This window comes from Streptomyces sp. M-16, assembly GCF_052114405.1.
In the GTDB taxonomy this organism is placed as follows: domain Bacteria; phylum Actinomycetota; class Actinomycetes; order Streptomycetales; family Streptomycetaceae; genus Streptomyces.
Genome location: NZ_JBFRER010000111.1, coordinates 1 through 16,992 on the forward strand (window position 1 = coordinate 1; position 16,992 = coordinate 16,992).

At 73.8% G+C, this 16,992-nt stretch carries 16 protein-coding genes and 1 pseudogene; 7 read left to right on the top strand and 10 right to left on the bottom strand.

Annotated elements, in window-relative coordinates; translation table 11 throughout:
- The 3 genes from AB4039_RS33590 to AB4039_RS33600 form a co-directional block, all read right to left on the bottom strand.
- Positions 1-735, bottom strand: a 735-nt coding sequence (locus AB4039_RS33590) for a reverse transcriptase-like protein (protein WP_442272544.1), incomplete at its 3' end; no start/stop codon positions are given.
- On the bottom strand, positions 735-1,478 hold the full coding sequence (locus tag AB4039_RS33595; protein ID WP_266841598.1) for a CT398-like coiled coil hairpin domain-containing protein: 744 nt from the start codon (positions 1,476-1,478) through the stop codon (positions 735-737). The genes AB4039_RS33590 and AB4039_RS33595, both read right to left, overlap by 1 nt.
- On the bottom strand, positions 1,475-2,332 hold the full coding sequence (locus AB4039_RS33600) for a Nif3-like dinuclear metal center hexameric protein (RefSeq protein ID WP_266838770.1): 858 nt from the start codon (positions 2,330-2,332) through the stop codon (positions 1,475-1,477). Before AB4039_RS33600 ends, AB4039_RS33595 begins: the two co-directional genes overlap by 4 nt.
- A 262-nt stretch (positions 2,333-2,594) precedes the next feature.
- Between AB4039_RS33600 and AB4039_RS33605 the strand changes: the two genes are divergently transcribed.
- Both AB4039_RS33605 and AB4039_RS33610 read left to right on the top strand, forming a co-directional pair.
- Complete coding sequence (locus tag AB4039_RS33605; protein WP_266838771.1) at positions 2,595-3,662, top strand: hypothetical protein; 1,068 nt, start codon at positions 2,595-2,597, stop codon at positions 3,660-3,662.
- A gap of 33 nt (positions 3,663-3,695) precedes the next feature.
- The gene (locus AB4039_RS33610; RefSeq protein WP_266838772.1) at positions 3,696-4,163 is read left to right on the top strand and encodes a hypothetical protein; all 468 of its coding nucleotides are present in this window, start codon (positions 3,696-3,698) and stop codon (positions 4,161-4,163) included.
- Here the strand turns inward: AB4039_RS33610 and AB4039_RS33615 are convergent.
- The 3 genes from AB4039_RS33615 to AB4039_RS33625 are packed head-to-tail and all read right to left on the bottom strand — an operon-like array spanning position 4,160 to position 7,093.
- Positions 4,160-5,101 carry a 3-oxoacyl-ACP reductase gene (locus AB4039_RS33615; protein ID WP_442272545.1) on the bottom strand — a complete coding sequence of 314 codons (942 nt, stop codon included), beginning with the start codon at positions 5,099-5,101 and terminating at the stop codon, positions 4,160-4,162. The two genes, AB4039_RS33610 and AB4039_RS33615, sit on opposite strands and share 4 nt — an antisense overlap.
- Positions 5,102-5,125: 24 nt before the next feature.
- The gene (locus AB4039_RS33620) at positions 5,126-6,202 is read right to left on the bottom strand and encodes a Zn-dependent alcohol dehydrogenase (RefSeq protein WP_266838774.1); all 1,077 of its coding nucleotides are present in this window, start codon (positions 6,200-6,202) and stop codon (positions 5,126-5,128) included.
- A gap of 36 nt (positions 6,203-6,238) precedes the next feature.
- Positions 6,239-7,093: a MaoC/PaaZ C-terminal domain-containing protein gene (locus AB4039_RS33625; RefSeq protein WP_266838775.1), complete on the bottom strand. Its 855-nt coding sequence runs from the start codon at positions 7,091-7,093 to the stop codon at positions 6,239-6,241.
- A gap of 265 nt (positions 7,094-7,358) precedes the next feature.
- Here AB4039_RS33625 and AB4039_RS33630 point away from each other — a divergent pair, with 265 nt between their 5' ends.
- Complete coding sequence (locus tag AB4039_RS33630; RefSeq protein ID WP_266841600.1) at positions 7,359-7,718, top strand: DNA-binding response regulator; 360 nt, start codon at positions 7,359-7,361, stop codon at positions 7,716-7,718.
- 170 nt (positions 7,719-7,888) lie between these two features.
- Here AB4039_RS33630 and AB4039_RS33635 read toward each other — a convergent pair whose 3' ends face one another.
- Positions 7,889-9,205: a cytochrome P450 family protein gene (locus AB4039_RS33635; protein WP_442272546.1), complete on the bottom strand. Its 1,317-nt coding sequence runs from the start codon at positions 9,203-9,205 to the stop codon at positions 7,889-7,891.
- Positions 9,206-9,395: 190 nt separating this feature from the next.
- Here AB4039_RS33635 and AB4039_RS33640 point away from each other — a divergent pair, with 190 nt between their 5' ends.
- Positions 9,396-10,448, top strand: coding sequence for an amidohydrolase family protein (locus tag AB4039_RS33640; RefSeq protein WP_442272547.1), 1,053 nt, complete (start codon positions 9,396-9,398; stop codon positions 10,446-10,448).
- Positions 10,449-10,548: 100 nt separating this feature from the next.
- Here the strand turns inward: AB4039_RS33640 and AB4039_RS33645 are convergent, their stop codons facing one another.
- Complete coding sequence (locus tag AB4039_RS33645; RefSeq protein ID WP_266838778.1) at positions 10,549-11,733, bottom strand: lipid-transfer protein; 1,185 nt, start codon at positions 11,731-11,733, stop codon at positions 10,549-10,551.
- Positions 11,734-11,753: 20 nt separating this feature from the next.
- A pseudogene (locus tag AB4039_RS33650) lies at positions 11,754-13,783 on the bottom strand (acyl-CoA dehydrogenase).
- A gap of 150 nt (positions 13,784-13,933) precedes the next feature.
- On the opposite strand from AB4039_RS33650, the gene AB4039_RS33655 reads away from it, so the two are divergent.
- From AB4039_RS33655 to AB4039_RS33665, 3 genes are all read left to right on the top strand, one after another.
- Entirely contained in the window at positions 13,934-14,134 is a 201-nt protein-coding gene (locus AB4039_RS33655) for a hypothetical protein (RefSeq protein ID WP_266838780.1), read from the top strand.
- Positions 14,135-14,259: 125 nt separating this feature from the next.
- A complete protein-coding gene (locus AB4039_RS33660; protein ID WP_266838781.1) occupies positions 14,260-14,490 on the top strand; it encodes a hypothetical protein in 231 nt (76 codons plus the stop codon).
- Between the two features lie 301 nt (positions 14,491-14,791).
- On the top strand, positions 14,792-15,244 hold the full coding sequence (locus AB4039_RS33665) for an RICIN domain-containing protein (protein WP_442272548.1): 453 nt from the start codon (positions 14,792-14,794) through the stop codon (positions 15,242-15,244).
- Between the two features lie 147 nt (positions 15,245-15,391).
- Here the strand turns inward: AB4039_RS33665 and AB4039_RS33670 are convergent, their stop codons facing one another.
- Positions 15,392-16,990, bottom strand: coding sequence for a serine/threonine-protein kinase (locus AB4039_RS33670; RefSeq protein ID WP_442272549.1), 1,599 nt, complete (start codon positions 16,988-16,990; stop codon positions 15,392-15,394).
- Between the last annotated feature and the right edge of the window lie 2 nt (positions 16,991-16,992).

Consider the following 16,992-nt stretch of genomic DNA (forward strand, 5'->3'; position numbering starts at 1 on the left):
GGCCCCGGCCCCGCCGAACAGCGTGTCGGTGTCGCGCGCCACCACGGCGGCGGCGCGAACGGCCGCGGCCTCCGCTTCCGCCGCGCGGGCCTGCGCGGCTGCCGCGGCGGCGTCGGCGGAGACGTCGGACTCGGGCTCGGACTCCGGCTCGGTGAGGTCGCCGAACAGGGTGTCCGCCCCGGCTGCCCCGGCCCCGCGGACTCCCGTGGCACCGCCGGAGGCCATCGCGGCGCGGACGGCCGCCGCACCCTTCGTCGCGTCGCCGGGGGGACCGGACGGCGGGGCGGCGGCGAAGGCCGTGGAGCGGGACGGTTCCCACTGCGCGCCGCGCTTGCCCGCATCCATCGCCTCGTTGGCGAGCCGGTCGGCGTGCTTGTTGCGCTCGCGCGGGATCCACTCGTAGGTGACCTGCGCGCGCGGAAGGACCTTCGCGGCCTCCGCCGCGAGCGGCTTCATGTCGGGGTGCTTGATCTTCCAGCGGCCCGACATCTGCTCGACGACGAGCTTGGAGTCCATCCGGACCAGGACCGTCGCGTCCGGCGCCAGCTCACGCGCCGCCCTCAGGCCGGCGATCAGGCCCTTGTACTCGGCGACGTTGTTCGTCGCGACGCCGATGAACTCGGCGCGTTCGGCCAGGGTCTCCCCCGTCGCCGGGTCGAGGACGACCGCGCCGTAGCCGGCGGGACCCGGGTTGCCCCGGGAACCGCCGTCCGCCTCCACGACGAAACGCGGCATCAGATGCCCGAGTCCGCCGCACGGACCAGGATGCGGCCGCAGTTCTCGTGCCGGACGACCTGGTCGCGGGCCGCGGCCTTGATCTCGTTGACCTCGGCCATGTCCAGCTCCAGGCGGCAGCCCTCGCAGCGGCGCTGGTACAGGCGGGCCGCGCCGACGCCGCCCTGCTTGACGCGGATCTTCTCGTACAGGGCCATCAGGTCGGCCGGCATGGAGCCGACGATGACCTCGCGGTCCTTGCCGATCTTCGCGACCTCGGTGTCGATCTCGCCGGTGGCGGCGTCGCGGCGCGCGGTGGCGTCGACGAGCTTGGCCTCCAGGGCGGCGACCCGCTCCTTCAGCCCGGTGACGCGCTCCTGCGCGGCCTCCAAGCGCTCCATGACCTCCAGGACCACGTCCTCCAGGTCGCCCTGCCGCTTGGCGAGGGAGACGACCTCGCTCTGGAGGTTCGCCAGGTCCCGGGCCGAGATGCCGACGCCGGAGTCCAGCCGCTGCTGGTCGCGGACCGCGCGCTGGCGGACCTGGTCGACGTCCTGCTCCGCCTTGGTCTGCTCGCGGGCGGCGTCGCTGGCCTGGGTCTGCGCGGCGACGAGCAGGTCGCGCTGCTGACTGAGGTCCTTGGTCAGGGAGTCGACCTCGGCGTGCTCCGGGAGCGACTTGCGCTTGTGGGCGAGCTGAGACAGCCGGACGTCCAGGGCCTGGACGTCGAGAAGTCGGATCTGGTCGGCGGGCTCGGCGTTCAGTTGGGGGCTCCAGAGATAGAGGGGGAGGTGACGGACGGCGCGTGCGCCGTCCACGGGTCGGTGACCGTGCGCGAGACATGGGTCCGCAGACCCCAGCCGTGGCGCTCGGAGATCGCGTCGAGCTGCGCGGCGGCCTGCTCGCACCAGGGCCACTCGGTGGCCCAGTGGGCGGCGTCGACGAGGGCCAGCGGGCTCTGCTCGCGGGCCTCGGACGCCGGGTGGTGGCGCAGGTCGGCGGTGAGGAAGGCGTCCACGCCGGCGGCGCGGACCTGCTCGAAGAGGCTGTCGCCGGAGCCGCCGCTGACGGCGACGGTACGGATCAGCGCGTCCGGGTCGCCCGCGGCGCGGATGCCCTGCGCGGTCGACGGCAGCCGGGACGCGGCGCGGGCCGCGAACGCGCGGAGGGTCTCGGGGTGGTCCAGCTCGCAGATCCGGCCGAGGCCCCGGCGGCCCGCCGGGTCGGTGGGGTCGGGCACGAGCGGGCCGGTGACGCGCAGGTCGAGGGCGCCGGCGAGGGCGTCGGAGACACCGGGGTCGGCGGTGTCGGCGTTGGTGTGGGCGACGTGCAGCGCGATGTCGTTCTTGATCAGCGTGTGCACGACGCGGCCCTTGAAGGTGCCGGCCTCGACGGTGGTGGTGCCGCGCAGATAGAGCGGGTGGTGGGTGACGAGCAGGTCGGCGCCCAGCTCCACCGCCTCGTCGACGATGTCCTGTACGGGGTCGACGGCGAAGAGCACCCGGGTGACCTCGGCATCGGGGTCGCCGCAGACGGTGCCGACGGCGTCCCACTGCTCGGCCCGCGAGGGGGGCCAGAGAGCGTCCAGCGCGGCGATGACTTCAGAGAGACGGGGCACGGGCCAAGGTTACCGTCTCCATCTTTTCGGGCTTCCTCCCCCGGCGGGGCTGCGGGACGGGGCGGGCGGTGGTGGCGCGCGGGGGCGTCGGGCGGGGCCGGGTGCCCTCTGACCCCAAACGCCCCGATTTGGAACAGCACAGCCACACCCCCCGCCACCGGCGAATCGGCTCGCGGCCACCCGTACGTGTGAAGCCCGCCGAGTCGTGCGCGACCCCGGGAGCATCGAAAACTAGCTTCCTGATCCGGAGGTGACGGCCCGGATGACTGTCTGCGCCATCGAGATCACGACGACCGCCCCGTTCACGATCGCCGCCGACGGGGCGTATGCCGCGCGGCTGGCCGGGGAGGGGCAGGCGCGCTACCCGGAGCGGTGGACGCTGGGGGGACCCGAGCCGTACGCGGTGCCGTTGCCGCTCGCGCAGCCGGAGGAGGCCGACAGCGAGGTGCTGGCGCTGACCGACGGGCGGGTGCTGATCCACCGCCGCGTCGCCGACCGGCACGCGTTCGCGCTGCTCTACCCGTCGGGCGCCGCGACCGGGCCGCGCACGGGGGAGCTCCAGCTGGGCGCGGTGCCCGCCGAGGAGGGCGTACGGGTCCGCCTGCTGCCGCCCTCCCCCGACGGACACGGGGCCTACGCCCTGGCGGTGGGGCCCGCGCGGAGCACCGTCTGGCAGGTCGCCGGCGCCCCCGGCGGGCCGCGCCGGGCCGCCGTCCTGCCGGGGCGCTGCTCCGGCGGGGTGTGGCTGGACCGGGTCGGCCGCCTGCTGTCCCTGGACCGCGAGCTGGACGGCCGGACCAAGGCCGTCGCCGTGGACCTGGAGCGGGGCGGCGAGGTCAGCCCGCTGCTCCAGATCGCCGAGCACAGCGACGACCGGCTCCTGCTCGCAGCGCCCGACAGCGGGCTGCTGCTGATCCGCTCCGACGCCCCGGGCGATCCCCGGCTCGGCTGGGGGGTGCTGGGCAGTGCCCGCCCGGTCCGCTTCCCGGAGTGCCTGCGCATCGCGGACGCGCACCCCTTCGCCGTGCAGCCGGGCCAGGCCCTGATGCCGGAGACCTGCGGGGTCGCGCTGCGGATCGGCGGGGCGGAGATCGCGCTGTGGCGGCCCGCCGACCGCGGCGTCTTCCGGCTCGGCGCCCCGGTGGGCTGGCTCGGCACCGGCCTGTGGACCCCGCAGGGCCGGCTGCACCTCCCGTACGCCACCCCGGAGGTCCCCTGCGGGATCGTCGGCCTCAGCCAGCCCGCGTCCCCGCCCCCACCGGTCCGCCTGGACCCCGCCCCGGCCCCGCCCCTGCGCCCGGTCCCCCTCCAGCAGGCCCCCCTGGGCTGAGCCCCGGGAGCGCCGTACGGGCACAATGGCCGCGTGGGCAGCCAGATCGACCTCTTCAGACTCTTCAGCTACCGGCCTTGCGGGCAGGACCTGCTGGTGCGCGTGGTCCGGCCCGCCGCCGCGAACGCCGATCAAGGGGCGCTGGACGCCGCCGACGCCGCCGCCGACTCGGCGACGCGGCGGCTCACCACCCGCTGGGAGCAGGAGCACCTGCGGTCCGGATGCCCCCACCGGCACACGCCGAGCCTGGTCGCCGAGATGCAGGAGGCACCCGTCGGAGAGGAGCTGTACGGCTCCGGCCGCCGCCGGCTCGGGGTGTGGGTGGCGCGCACGGGGTACGGCGCGCCGTGGATGGTCCTGGGGACCGCACCGACCGAGGCGGAGTTCTGGGAGGAGGTCCGGGACGACCCGGACCTCCTCGGTCTCGGCCCCCTGGCACCCGCCGATCTGCGCCAGGTGTGGTTCCTCACCGACGGGGACGACGCGCCCCCGTCGGCCTAGCCGTGCTTGAGGCCCAGGACCTCGGCGGCCGCGAAGGTCTCGTTCGGCGGGCGGGAGTCGTAGTGCGGGGTGAGGAGCCCGTCGAGCTCCTCGTAGGAGAAGGCTTCCTTGGCGGTGTCGAACTTGGCCGCCACCCTGGGGCGTTCCATCACGACCACGATCCCGCCGTGGACCACGAACAGCTGCCCGTTGGCCTTCGCCGAGGCCGGCGAGGCCAGGTAGCCGACCAGCGGGGCGACGTGCTCGGGGGCGAGGGCGTCGAGTTTGCCCTCCTCCGGCTCCTGGAAGCCCGCGAAGACGTCCTCGGTCATCCGGGTGCGGGCGCGCGGGCAGATGGCGTTGGCCGTCACCCCGTACTTGGCCAGGGCCAGGGCGGTCGAGGTGGTCAGGCCCACGATGCCGCCCTTGGCGGCCGCGTAGTTGGGCTGGCCCGCCGAGCCGCCGAGGAAGGCCTCGGAGGAGGTGTTGACGATCCGGCCGTAGACCGGGCCGCCCGCCGCCTTGGAGCGTTCCCGCCAGTGCGCGGCGGCGAAGTGGGTGGTGTTGAAGTGACCCTTGAGGTGGACCCGGATCACCGAGTCCCACTCCTCCTCCGACATGGAGAAGATCATCCGGTCCCGCAGGATGCCCGCGTTGTTGACGAGGACGTCCAGCCTGCCGAACCGGGAGACGGCCAGCTCCACCAGGTCCCGGGCCTGCTCGAAGTCGGCCACGTCACCGAGGTGCGCCACCGCCCGTCCGCCCGCCGCACGGATTTCGGCGGCCACCTCCTCGGCCGGGGCGGCGGACGCCTCCCCCGAGCCGTCCCGGCCGCCCTGGCCGAAGTCGTTGACGACCACGCTCGCGCCGAGGCGGGCCAGTTCGATCGCCTCGGCCCGGCCGAGCCCCCGGCCGGCGCCGGTGACGACGGCGCTGAGCCCCTCAAGTGGCAGTGACATCTACCGGATTCCTCTCAGAGCGGGTCAGAGTTCGATGCAGGTGCGCAGCGCGACGCCGGTGCGCATCTGGTCGAGGGCGTCGTTGATCTCGGCGAGCTGGACCCGGTGGGTGATCAGGCTCTCCAGGTCGACCCGGCCGGCCCGCCACAGGGCGATGGTGCGCTCGTAGGAGCGGAGCACGTCCCCGCCCCCGTACATGGACGGGAGGATCTTCTTCTCGTCGAAGAACAGCGAGAACATGTCGACCTGGAAGGTGTCGTCGAGGGCGCCCGCGCCGACGATGACGACGCTGCCGCCGCGGCGGGTCGTCTTGTAGGCGGTCTGCGCGGTGGCGGACTTGCCGACGACCTCGAAGACGTAGTCGAAGCCCTCCCCGGAGGTGATCCGGTTCTTGGCGTCGTCCAGGGCCTCGGGGGCCACGGCCTCCGTCGCGCCGAAGCGCAGGGCCGCCTCGCGCCGGGAGGCGACGGGGTCGACGGCGACGATCTGCGCGGCGCCCTGCAGCTTGGCGCCCTGGATGACGGAGATGCCGACGCCTCCGCAGCCGATGACGGCGACCGAGGAACCGGCCTCCACCTCGGCGGTGTTGATGGCGGCGCCGAGCCCGGTGGTGACGCCGCAGCCGATGAGGGCGGCGATGTCGAAGGGCACGTCGTCGGGGATCGGGACGGCGCACTTGGCGTCGACGACGAGCTCCTCGGCGAAGGTACCGGTGGCGGCGAAGCCGAAGACGTCGCCGCCCGCGCGCCGGAAGTTGGGGGTGCCCGCGTTGACGAGGCTCTCCAGACAGAGGTGGCCCTGCCCGCGCTTGCAGGCCGCGCAGTGCCCGCAGGGCGGCAGCCAGCAGACCAGGACCCGGTCGCCCTGCTGGAGGTGGGTGACCCCGTCGCCGACGTCGGCGATCACCCCGGAGCCCTCGTGGCCGGGGACGAAGGGGGCCGGCTGCGGCAGTACGCCGCTCATCGCGGAGAGGTCGGAGTGGCACAGGCCGGTGGCCCTGATGCGGATCTTCACCTTGCCGGGGCCCAGGCCCACGGCCTCCATGTCGTCGACGACCTCCAGCTTGTCCTGACCTATCTCGCTCTGCAGTGCTGCGCGCACGGTGCGGCTCCTTCTGTGGTCGCAGGTCGGACTGTCTTACGCGTGTTCGACGACGGTGTCGGCGAGGACCGCAGCGTCGTCCCGGTCGACGGCGGTCACCGAGACCAGGACCCGGCCGGTCTCCCGCCACATCCGGATGCGCAGCGTCTCGCCGGGGAAGACGATCCCGGCGAAGCGCGTGCGGTAGGCGCGGACCCGGGAGACGTCGCCGCCGAGGACGGTGTCGACGACGGCCTTGAGGGTCATCCCGTACGAGCACAGGCCGTGCAGGATCGGCCGGTCGAAGCCGGCCAGCTTGGCGAACTCCGGGTCGGCGTGCAGGGGGTTCCAGTCCCCGGAGAGCCGGTAGAGCAGGGCCTGCTCCTCGCGGATGGTGCGCTCCTCGGTGCGGTCGGGGGCCCGCTCGGGCTGCTCGGCCCTGACGGAGGGCCCGCGCTCGCCGCCGAAGCCGCCCTCTCCCCGGACGAAGAGCTGCGCGTCGCTGGTCCACAGCGGCCCGTCGGCGTCCGCGACCTCGGAGCGCAGCACGATCACGGCCGCCTTGCCCTTGTCGTAGACGGCGGCGACCTTGGAGGTGGAGGTGGCCCGTCCCTTGACGGGGATCGGGCGGTGCAGCTCGATGGAGTGCCCTCCGTGCAGGACGGCGGCGAGGTTCACGTCGATGCCGGGGGCCGCGAGGCCGCCCAGCATGGCCATGCCGGCGCCGGCGACGGTCGCGAAGCTGGGCAGCACGTGGAGCTTGGACTCCAGGGTGTAGCGCAGCTCGTCGGGGTCGGTGGCCGGGAGCCCGGCACCGAGGCCGAGGTGGTAGAGCTGGATGTCCTTGTGGTCCCAGCCGATGTCCCCCCGGCGGGGTTCGGCGGCGAGGGCCTTGGCGGCATCGATCGGCATGGGGATGCTGCTCCCTGGGTCGGGGCGCCGCGGCCTGCGCGAGCACCGCTGCCTTGGAAGACCTCGGTGCGGCCGTCCGCACCGTCAGCCGCACCGAGGTCGTACGCGGAACCGTTCTAGAACGCGTTCTAGCGCCGGTTGAAGGAATGTATAACGCACGCCCGATCACTTGGGAAGACTCCTGACTTCACGTCAGATCGGGCGACGGGGTGGCGTGTTGCCACCTGGCCCAGGTGGGGGGCGTTACGCTGCGCCGGTGGACGAAATGCCCGTGACGCACCGGCCCGCCCGCTCCCTGCGCGTCCTGCTCGACCCGCCGAACCCGGCCCTCGCGGTCCATCTGGGCCTCCAGCCGGACATCGAGGTGGTCACCTCCGCGACGGCCCGGCCGGCGGTGGCGCTGGTGGAGGACCTCGCCTCGGTCACCGCCCTGCTGGAGGACGATCCGGAGTGCCGGGTCCTGGTCGCCACGGGCTCGGCGCACCCCGGGCTGTGGGAGGCGGCCCTGGCGGCGGGCGCCGCGGGGCTGGTCCTGCGGGACGGGCCGGTCGCGGAGCTGGCCGAGTGCATGCGCCGCGCGGCCACGGGCGAGACGGTGGTGGACCCGGCCCTCGCGGGCCCGTAGCGGACGGGTCCCGTAGCGCGCGGGGTCGTAACGCGCGGGCCGTGGCGGACGGGTCCCGTAGCGCGGGGCACGGCCCGGGCGCGCGGCCGGGGCGCGCGTACGGGAAGGCCCTGCGCCGCCGGCTGCGGCGGAGGGCCTTCCCCACGGGGCGGGGCGCGGGGCGCCCGGTGTCAGGCGCCCGGCCCGGGAGCCGGGGCGGTCCAGTCGTCGACCGTCCGCGAGGGGTCCAGCGCCACGGGCAGCTTCTCCAGCCCCCGGAAGGCCGGGAACGGCCCCTTGAGCCAGTCCCCGGCGTCGGAGTCCGGTAGCGCCAGGACCATGTCGGGGAAGCGGTCGAGCAGCGCGGTGAGGCAGATCTCCAGCTCCAGCCGGGCCAGCGGGGCGCCCAGGCAGAAGTGGGGGCCGAAGCCGAAGCCGAGGTGTTCGCGCTGGAGGTGTTCGCGGGTGATGTCCAGGGTGTCCGGCGCGGGGAACTTCTCCGGGTCGCGGTTGGCGGCGGTCAGGGCGATCTGCACGATCGCGCCCTGCGGAATGAGCGTTCCGCCGATTTCCACGTCCTCCAGCGCGTACCGGAAGGTGGAGGTTTCCACGGAGCCTTCGTAGCGGAGGAGTTCTTCGATGGCCTGCGGCAGGAGTTCGCGGTTCTCCTGCAGCGCCCTCAGCTGTTCGGGGTGGGTGAGCAGGTTGAAGACGGAATTCCCGATCTGCAGGGTGGTCGTCTTGTGCCCGGCGAAGAGCAGCACCCAGATCATCGAGACGAGTTCGTCGTCGGTCAGCGGTTCTTCCTCGTGCCGCGTCTGCACCAGGACGGTCAGGAAGTCGTCCGTGGGATTCGCGCGGGTGCACCGGATGTGTTCGGTGAAGTAGTCCCGCAGCCAGTGCTCGGCCTCGACGAGGTCTTCCTTCATGTCCTTGCTGAACCGGGAGCGCGTCACGACCGAGAACCACTTCAGGACCTCGGTGCGCTCGACCCCGACGATGCCGAGCAGCTCGCAGATGACCATGACGGGCAGCGGCAGCGCGAAGGCCTTCATCAGGTCCACGGGCTTGTCCGTCGGGCACCGGTCCAGGAGGTCGTTCGCGAGCTCCTCGATGTGCGGGCGCAGGTCCTTGACGTGGCGCGGGGTGAACGCGGTCTTCGCGATGTGGCGCAGCCGGGTGTGCCGGGGCGGGTCCGCGAAGAGGAGGTTGTCGTCGAGCGTCTCGCAGGCGTCCCCGAAGAGCGCGTGGTAGAGGTCGATGGCCTCGTGCATGTCCTTGCCGATGCGCGGATCGGCGAGGGCCGCGTGGGCGTCCTCGTAGCGGGTGATGAGGTACGTGTCCACCCCGTGGCGGGGGACGAGCCGGGCGACGGGGGCCTGTTCGCGCAGGACCTTGTAGACCGGATGGGGGCACTGCCGGTATTCCGGCGTACTCAGGGTCGCCGCCTTCACCGCTTCGCCCAGCGCGAGGCCGTCGTTCACCGCCGCAGTCGGTTCAGTCGTCACGCGCAGAAACCTTTCGCATTTCCCGGAACGGACAGTCGGCTCCTTTCCCCGGGCGCGTCGTGGACGAAACCGCATTGACCCGTTCGGAGCCTAAAGCTCCCTCCGGGGAATGTCCGCCGGAAAGCGGCCGGAGCCCGCCCTAGGGTGTGCGGTGAGCCCATTTTCGCGCCCGATGAAAGGGAATGCGCGCATGCCGGAATACGGAGCGGTCGGTATCACCGCCGGCGGAACGGCACGGCCGGACGCGGCGGACCCGGCGGGCGGTGAGGACGACGGCAGCCGGGCCGTGATCGACGTCCACCACCACTTCTGCGCGCCCGCCTGGCGCGAGTGGGCCGAGCGGCGGGGGCTGGTGAACCCGAAGGCGATGGCACCGTGGGCGCGCTGGGACGCGGAGACCGCGCTGGGGCTGATGGACCGGGCGGGAATCGCCACCGCCGTGCTCAAGCCGATGATGTACGCCCGCTACGAGAGCTCCGCGCAACTGCGCGAGGCGACGACGGTCACCCTGCGGGCGGCGGTGGAGGTGGTCCGGGCGCACCCGGGGCGGTTCGTCTTCCACACCCCGCTGTTCCTGGAGGACCCGGAGGTGTCCTCGTGGGCGCTGCGGTACGGCCTGGACGAGCTGGGCGCGGTCGGCGTGAACGTGACCGCCAACCACGGCGGCGTCTACCTCGGCGACCCCTCCTACGACGGGATCTTCGCCGAGCTCGACGAGCGGTCGGCGGTCGTCGACACCCACCCGCACAACCTGCCCGGCGGCCCGCCCGGCACCCCGCCCGGCGCGGCGACCGTGCCGGGGCTCCCGAACTTCCTGTGCGACTTCCTCCTCGACACCACCCGCGCCGCCGCGAACATGATCCGCAACCGGACGCTGGACCGCTTCCCGAACCTGTCGGTGATCCTGCCGCACGGCGGCGGCTTCCTCCCGCACATCGCGGCCCGGCTGGAGGCCTTCGCGCACTCCTTCGACCCGCCGGTGGAACCCGCCGCCGTACGGGACCACCTGCACCGCTTCTACTACGACACCGCCGGCCCGCTGTCCCCGGCGGGCACCCTGCTGGCCACGGTGTCCCCGGACCGGATCCTCTTCGGCAGCGACTGGCCGGCCTGCCCGGCCTCCGTGGTCACGGACGTCGCGGTGCCCGCGCTGGCCGCCGACCCGGCGTTCACCCCGGCGCTGCGCCGGGCCGTGAACCGGGAGAACGCGCTGCGCCTGATGCCGGCCCTGGTGGGCGTCTGACACGCCGCCCCCGCGGGGCGCCCTGCCCGTCCTGCCCGCCCCCGCCGCTCGCCGGGGCGGGCAGGGGCCGGGGCGGGGCGGGCCCGGCGGGGCGGGCCCGTCAGCGGCGCAGCAGGGTGACCACCGCCGCGCCGCCCAGCCCGATGTTGTGCGCCAGCCCGACCCCGGCTCCGGGGACCTGCCGGGCGCCGGCCTCGCCGCGCAGCTGCCAGACCAGCTCGGCGGCCTGCGCGAGGCCCGTGGCGCCCAGCGGGTGCCCCTTGGAGATCAGACCGCCCGACGGGTTGACGACCCAGCGGCCGCCGTAGGTGGTGGCGCCGCTCTCGACGAGCTTGCCGGAGGCCCCGTCGGCGCACATGCCGAGCGCCTCGTAGGTGAGGAGTTCGTTGACGGAGAAGCAGTCGTGCAGCTCGATGACGTCGACGTCCTCGATGCCCAGGCCGGAGGCCTCGTAGACCCGCCGGGCCGCGGCGGCGGTCATGGGCTTGCCGACGACGTCGATGCAGGAGCCGCCGAAGCTGTCCGCGGTGTCGGTGGTCATGGCCTGGGCGACGATCTCCACCGCCCTGTCGTGCAGCCCGTGCCGGACGACGAACCGCTCCGAGACGACCAGGGCGGCCGCCGCGCCGTCCGAGGTGGGTGAGCACTGGAGTTTGGTCAGCGGGTCGTGGATGGTCTTCGCGGCGAGGATCTCCTCCACCGTGTACACGTCCTGGAACTGGGCGTTGGGGTTGTCCGCGGAGTGCCGGTGGTTCTTGGCGCCCACCGCCGCGAGCTGCGCGGCCGTGGTCCCGTAGCGCTCCATGTGCTCGCGGGCGGCGTTGCCGAAGATCTGCGCGGTGGGCGGGGACATCTCGAAGCCGTGCCCGGCCGCCATGATCCCGTAGTGGCGGGCGACCGGGGACGTCTTGAAGTCGCCCCCGTCGGCGCCGCCGCCGAGGGCGCCGCGCTTCATCTTCTCGAAGCCGAGGGCCAGGACGCAGTCGTTCAGCCCGCCCTCGACGAACTGGCGGGCCATCATCAGGGCCGTGGAACCGGTGGCGCAGTTGTTGTTGACGTTGTAGACGGGCACCCCGGTCAGGCCCAGTTCGTACGCGGCCCGCTGGCCCGCGGTGGAGGCCTGGAAGCAGTAGCCGACGGGCACCTGCTCGACGAGCCCGTAGTCCACGCCCGCGTCGGCCAGCGCCGCCGCGCCGGCCTCCCGCACCATGTCCCAGTACTGCCAGTCGCGCGATTCCGGCTTCTCGAACTTCGTCATGCCGACGCCGACGATGTAGGCCTTCATGTGGTGCCTTCCCTTCCCCTTCAGTCCCGCGGGAGGCCGAGGATGCGCTCGGCGACGACGTTGAGCTGGACCTGTGTGGTGCCCCCGGCGATGGTCAGGCAGCGGGACATGAGCATGCCGTGCACGGCCCGCTCCCCCGCCCCCTCCCGCACCGCGCCCGCCGGGCCCAGCAGTTCGAGCGCGAGCTCGGCGGTCCGCTGCTGGTGGGGGGTCTGGACGAGTTTGCGTACGGAGGCGCCCGCGCCGGGCTCCAGCCCGGACACCTGCTGGAGGGTGGTGCGCAGGCCGATGCAGGCGAGGGCGTGGGCCTCGGCGGCCAGGGCGCCGATCCGGGCCCGGTAGGAGCCGTCGAGGTCGGCGGCGCGGGCGAGGAGCGCCTCCAGGCCGGTGTCGAAGGTCATCTGGTCGGCCATGTGGACGCGTTCGTTGCCGAGGGTGTTGCGGGCGACCTTCCAGCCTCCGTCCGGGGCTCCGACGAGGGCGTCCGCGGGCAGGAGGACGTCGTCGAAGTACACCTCGTTGAAGAGGGCCTCGCCGGTGATCTCCTTCAGGGGGCGGACGTCGATGCCAGGGGTGTTCTTCATGTCGACGACGAAGTAGCCGAGGCCCTTGTGCTTGGGGGCGGCCGGGTCGGTGCGGGCGAGGAGGATCCCGAAGTCGGCGGTGTGCGCGGAACTCGTCCACACCTTCTGGCCGTTGACCCTCCAGGAGCCGTCCTCCAGCCGTTCGGCCCGCGTGCGCAGGGAGGCCAGGTCGGATCCGGCGCCCGGTTCGGAGAAGAGCTGGCACCAGGTCGTGTCCCCGCGCAGCGTGGGCAGGACGTGGACCTCGCGCTGCGCGTCGGTCCCGTAGGCGAGCAGCGAGGGCACGACCCAGGTGGCGATGCCGAGGTCGGAGAGCGCGACGCCGGCCGCCTTCAGTTCCTGCTGTACGACGAGCTGTTGGAGGGGTCCGGCGCCGAGCCCGTAGGGGCGGGGCAGGTACGGGGCCGCGTAGCCGGTCGGGGCGAGGATCCGGCGGGCGGCGGCCGGGCCGAGGCCGCTCGCCTCCCGGGCGGCGGCGCGGGCGCCCTCCCGGTACGCCTCGGCGGCCTCGGGCAGCTCCAGCCGCAGCTCGCGGCGCGCGCCCCCCCCCGCCCGATGCCGCCGAGGATCTGGATGCAGTCCTTGGCGCAGGAGTAGGAGGCGTCGAGGGCGGCCCCGGCGGCGAGCGCGGCCACCAGGGAACGCACGCGGGGGCTCTCGTCCGCGCTGTTCGCCGCGTCCCAGGCGAGGGCGCGGGCCTGTTCCAGGCGGACCAGCATGTCGGCGCACAGGTGCTTGACGCCCTGGAACCGTCCGATGGGCCGCCCGAACTGCTCGCGCACCTTCGCGTACTCGGCGGCCGTGTGCACCGCCCAGGCGGCGGTGCCGCAGGCGTCGGCGGCGAACAGGACGCAGGCCAGGTCCCGGACCAGGTCCGCGTCCAGCTCCAGCAGCCGGCCGGCCGGGACGATGACCCCGCGCGCCCGCACCTCGGCGGTGGGCCGGGTCGGATCGGCGCCCTCGTGGGTACGGACGTCCAGCGCGGCGGCGTCCACGGCGAACCAGCGGGTGCCGTGCCCGGCCTCGGCGGCGACCAGTACGAGGTCGGCCTCGCCCGCGCCCAGCACGGGCGGCGCGAGCCCGTCCAGCAGGTACCCGCCCTCCTCGACGGCGACGGCGGTGACGCCGCCGGGCCCCAGGGCGACCGCCCCGACCCGGCCCTCCAGCGGCTCGGCCCCGGCCCGGTCCAGGAGTACGGAGGCCAGCGCGCTCGGCAGGAACGCCCCGGGCAGCGCCCCCCGGGCGGCCTCCTCCACCACGACGGCCAGGTCCAGCAGGGTTCCGCCCTCCAGGTGCGGCGCCAGCAGTCCGGCCGCCGCGAGCCCGTCCCAGTAGCCGGGCCGCTCACCGGTCCGCGGCGGGGTGTCGAGCAGCTTGCGCACCTCCTCGGGCGGCACGGCCCGCCCCACCCAGCCGCGCACGGCGTCGGCCAACTCCCGCTGCTCTTGCGTGATTCCGATGCCCATGCGCGGCAGACTAGAACACGTTCCAATCTGACGGAAGGTCAGGTGACGGTGTTCTTCGGCGCCTCCTCCGGGGTCGCCGCGACAGGTTCCGCCCCGGTGGCCCCGACCTGGCAGAATTCCGGGACGGGGACGACCTTGAAGGTGGGGAAGATGACTTTTCTGGTACTGCTCGGCGTCCTGGCGCTCGCCGTCGGCGGGTGCGTGTGCGTGGTGTGGGCGGCGCGCGGCGGACCCGGCTGGGTCCGCGCCGTGGCGGCCGTGACCCTCGGCGCGGGCGCGCTGCTGCGCCGCTCCGCGAAGCGCCGCCGCCGGCTCGGCGGGGGCGGGAACAACGGCGGCGACGCCGGCTGACCCGGCGACCGGCCGGCCGTTGCGGATACTTCCCCCATGGGAAGCACGAGGACGCCGTACTGGCGCAGGATCGGGACCCCGAAAACTCTCGTCCTGTACCCACGCCGGACCGGTCGCGGTACGCCGTGTACTTCGAGGCGCCGGCCGACATCGCCGACGGCCACCTCGATCACCCCGCGCCCACGTCCGGGCCCGGGACGGCACAGAGCTCGCTCCACCGGCGGGCCGAGGAGCTGACCCACCGGGAACTGGAAGTCTCCTGGCAGCCCGCCGACCTACCCGACTACTGGACCGGGGCCGTCACCAAGGCCGGTCCGCTCCCCGACGCCGACCACCGAGCGGGCGCCCGCCCCTAGGGGGCGCCCGCGGGTCATCTGGGGTCGCGGCGGGCCGATGGCGGTTGACGCCGGCGAGAGCCGCGGGCGAACATCGGTCCGGGGGAAAGAGCACACCCCGACAGGGCGGCAGCACCGGCCCCGTCGGAGGTGGGCACGGAGGGGGAAGAGGCGGGGAATCCGCACTTCCGCAAGGCCTTCGACTTGATCGACGACTGTATTCGTCGTGCTGTGTGACGCCCGTCCGCAGCTCGACCGCCCCCGCTCGCACGCGGGCCCGCCGGTCGGCCTGCCACACCGTCACACCCACGGAGGATTTGTCATGCTCGCATCACTGAAGACGTCCGCGAAGGCCCTCGGCACGGCCGGTGCCGCCGCCGCGCTCGTCCTGGCCGTGACCACCTCGGCCAGCGCCAACAGCACCGTCCAGTGGCGCAACGACGTCTCCGGCCTGTGCCTGGCCCAGAACTGGTACGACACCGACGTGTGGATGGCCACCTGCCAGGCCGGCGAGTCCAAGTGGTTCGACTACGGCAACAACGACGGCACCTGGCTCATGCAGGCCCAGTACAAGCGGGAGTACTGCCTGACGGGCTACGACTACGACGTCTACATCGAGAAGTGCACCGGCAACGACTGGCAGCGCTGGCGCGAGAACTGGACCGGCAGTGCCTGGAAGCTGCAGAACAAGGCCACCGGCCGTTTCCTGGACGCCAGCGGCAGCAGCGTCTACCTGCACGACGAGAACGACGGCCCGTACCAGGTCTGGCACTGACCCCCGCCCCGCGGTGAGGCCCGGCCGCCCGGCCCTCACCGCGGGGTCGTCAGAGGACGCCCTCGACAGTCGATGCCCCGGACGCCGTCCTCCGCGAGCAGCACGTTGTCCGGCTAGAGGCCGGGGCACCGGCGCCGGGCGGCCTCGTCACCGGGGGATCGCCTCCATGGCGTTCTTGCCGAACTTCCTGGTGAGTGCCTCGCACCGGCCCGGGGGATAGTTGACCCCTCTCACCGACACGAACACCACCTGGTTGACGTCCCGCGCGGTCAGGACGCAGTTCTCGCCGTCGTCCCTCCCCTTCTGCCGCCACAGCCCCTCCTGGGCAAAGCCGAGGGTGCCGTCGCGTCTGGTCTCGCCGCGCCGGTAGCCGTCCTCGTAGTCACTCTTCGCCTGCTCGGCACCGGTCTTGCCGCCGGACCGGCTGACGTAGGTCTGCCAGGAGACGAAGACCTCGTCACCGCCACCGGTCCGCCAGACGCAGACGTTGTCCAGGCCCGCCCAACCGCCGTTGTGCTCCGCCAGGCCCTGGCCCGTCAACTTCCCGAACACGGCCGGTACGGTCATCCCGGACGCGAGCTGCTCACAGGTCATCCGCTGCGGCCGGTACTTGTCGGCCACCTGCGCGAGCGGGGTCCCGCCGGGGGTCGGCACGCTCTCCGGCACGGCGGAGGTGTACGCCAGCCAGACGAAGTGCCGCCCGGCGGCGGTCAGTCCGGTGGCGGCGGCCACGACGACCGCGACGGCCGCCGCGACCAGGTACGGGTTCCACCGGCGCCGTGGCACGGGCGGCGGCTCGACGTGCGGCGGATCGGCCGGCGGCCCGGGATCCGGCGCGGGGACGGTACGCGGAGGCGGTACGGTCGCCAGCCCGGCGATCTCCGCCCGCTGCTCGGCGATCAGCCGCGGCACCGGCTCGGGCCAGGCCACTTCTGCCGGCCGGACCCGCCCGACCAGGTCGAGCAGTTCCCACGGCGCGGGCCGCGCGGCGGGGTCCTTGGCGAGGCACCACTCCACGACCCCGCGCAGGCCCGCCGGTACCCCGTCCAGGTCGGGCTCGGCATGGACCACGTCGAGCAGCACCTTGGGCACCGCGCCCCCGCCGCCGAACGGCACTCTCCCGGTGCAGGCCGCGACGAGGGTGGCGCCGAGCGAGAACACGTCGCTGGCCGGGGTGAGTTCCTGCCCCAGGGCCTGCTCCGGCGACATGAACGAGGGCGAGCCGATCAACATGCCGGTGTGCGTGATCCGGGTCTGGTCCCCGACGGCCCGCACGATGCCGAAGTCGATGACCCGGACTCCGTCCTCGGCGAGCAGCACGTTCGACGGCTTGAGGTCGCGGTGGATCAGCCCGGCCCCGTGGACGTCGGCCAGCGCGTGCGCCAGCCCGGCCGCCAGCCGCCGCACCGCGGGCTCGGGCAGCGGCCCGCCCTCGTCCAGGGCCAGGCTCAGGGCGGGCCCGGCGACGAAGCGCGAGGCCAGCCAGGGCGTCTCCGCTTCCGGGTCCGCGTCGATCACGGGGGCGGTGTAGGCCCCGGAGACCTTGCCGGAGGCCTCGACCTCACGCCGGAAGCGGGCCCGGAACCCTTCGTCCCGGGCGAGCTCGGCGTGCACCTGCTTGACGGCCGCGAGCTGCCCGTCGGGCCCCACGGCCAGCAGCACCCGGCCCATCCCGCCCCGCCCGAGCACCGCGACGGCCCGGAACGGCCCCACGTGCGTGGGCTCGGCGGCCCCTAGAACCTGCATGC

What these genes read in the sequence shown, in the direction of transcription:
- AB4039_RS33605 (WP_266838771.1), top strand. Translation starts at nt 2,595, where the DNA reads ATGACTGTCTGCGCCATCGAGATCACGACGACCGCCCCGTTCACGATC.
- AB4039_RS33615 (WP_442272545.1), bottom strand. Translation starts at nt 5,101, where the DNA reads ATGTCACTGCCACTTGAGGGGCTCAGCGCCGTCGTCACCGGCGCCGGC.
- AB4039_RS33625 (WP_266838775.1), bottom strand. Translation starts at nt 7,093, where the DNA reads ATGCCGATCGATGCCGCCAAGGCCCTCGCCGCCGAACCCCGCCGGGGG.
- AB4039_RS33630 (WP_266841600.1), top strand. Translation starts at nt 7,359, where the DNA reads ATGCCCGTGACGCACCGGCCCGCCCGCTCCCTGCGCGTCCTGCTCGAC.
- AB4039_RS33640 (WP_442272547.1), top strand. Translation starts at nt 9,396, where the DNA reads ATGCCGGAATACGGAGCGGTCGGTATCACCGCCGGCGGAACGGCACGG.
- AB4039_RS33645 (WP_266838778.1), bottom strand. Translation starts at nt 11,733, where the DNA reads ATGAAGGCCTACATCGTCGGCGTCGGCATGACGAAGTTCGAGAAGCCG.
- AB4039_RS33655 (WP_266838780.1), top strand. Translation starts at nt 13,934, where the DNA reads ATGACTTTTCTGGTACTGCTCGGCGTCCTGGCGCTCGCCGTCGGCGGG.
- AB4039_RS33665 (WP_442272548.1), top strand. Translation starts at nt 14,792, where the DNA reads ATGCTCGCATCACTGAAGACGTCCGCGAAGGCCCTCGGCACGGCCGGT.
- AB4039_RS33670 (WP_442272549.1), bottom strand. Translation starts at nt 16,990, where the DNA reads ATGCAGGTTCTAGGGGCCGCCGAGCCCACGCACGTGGGGCCGTTCCGG.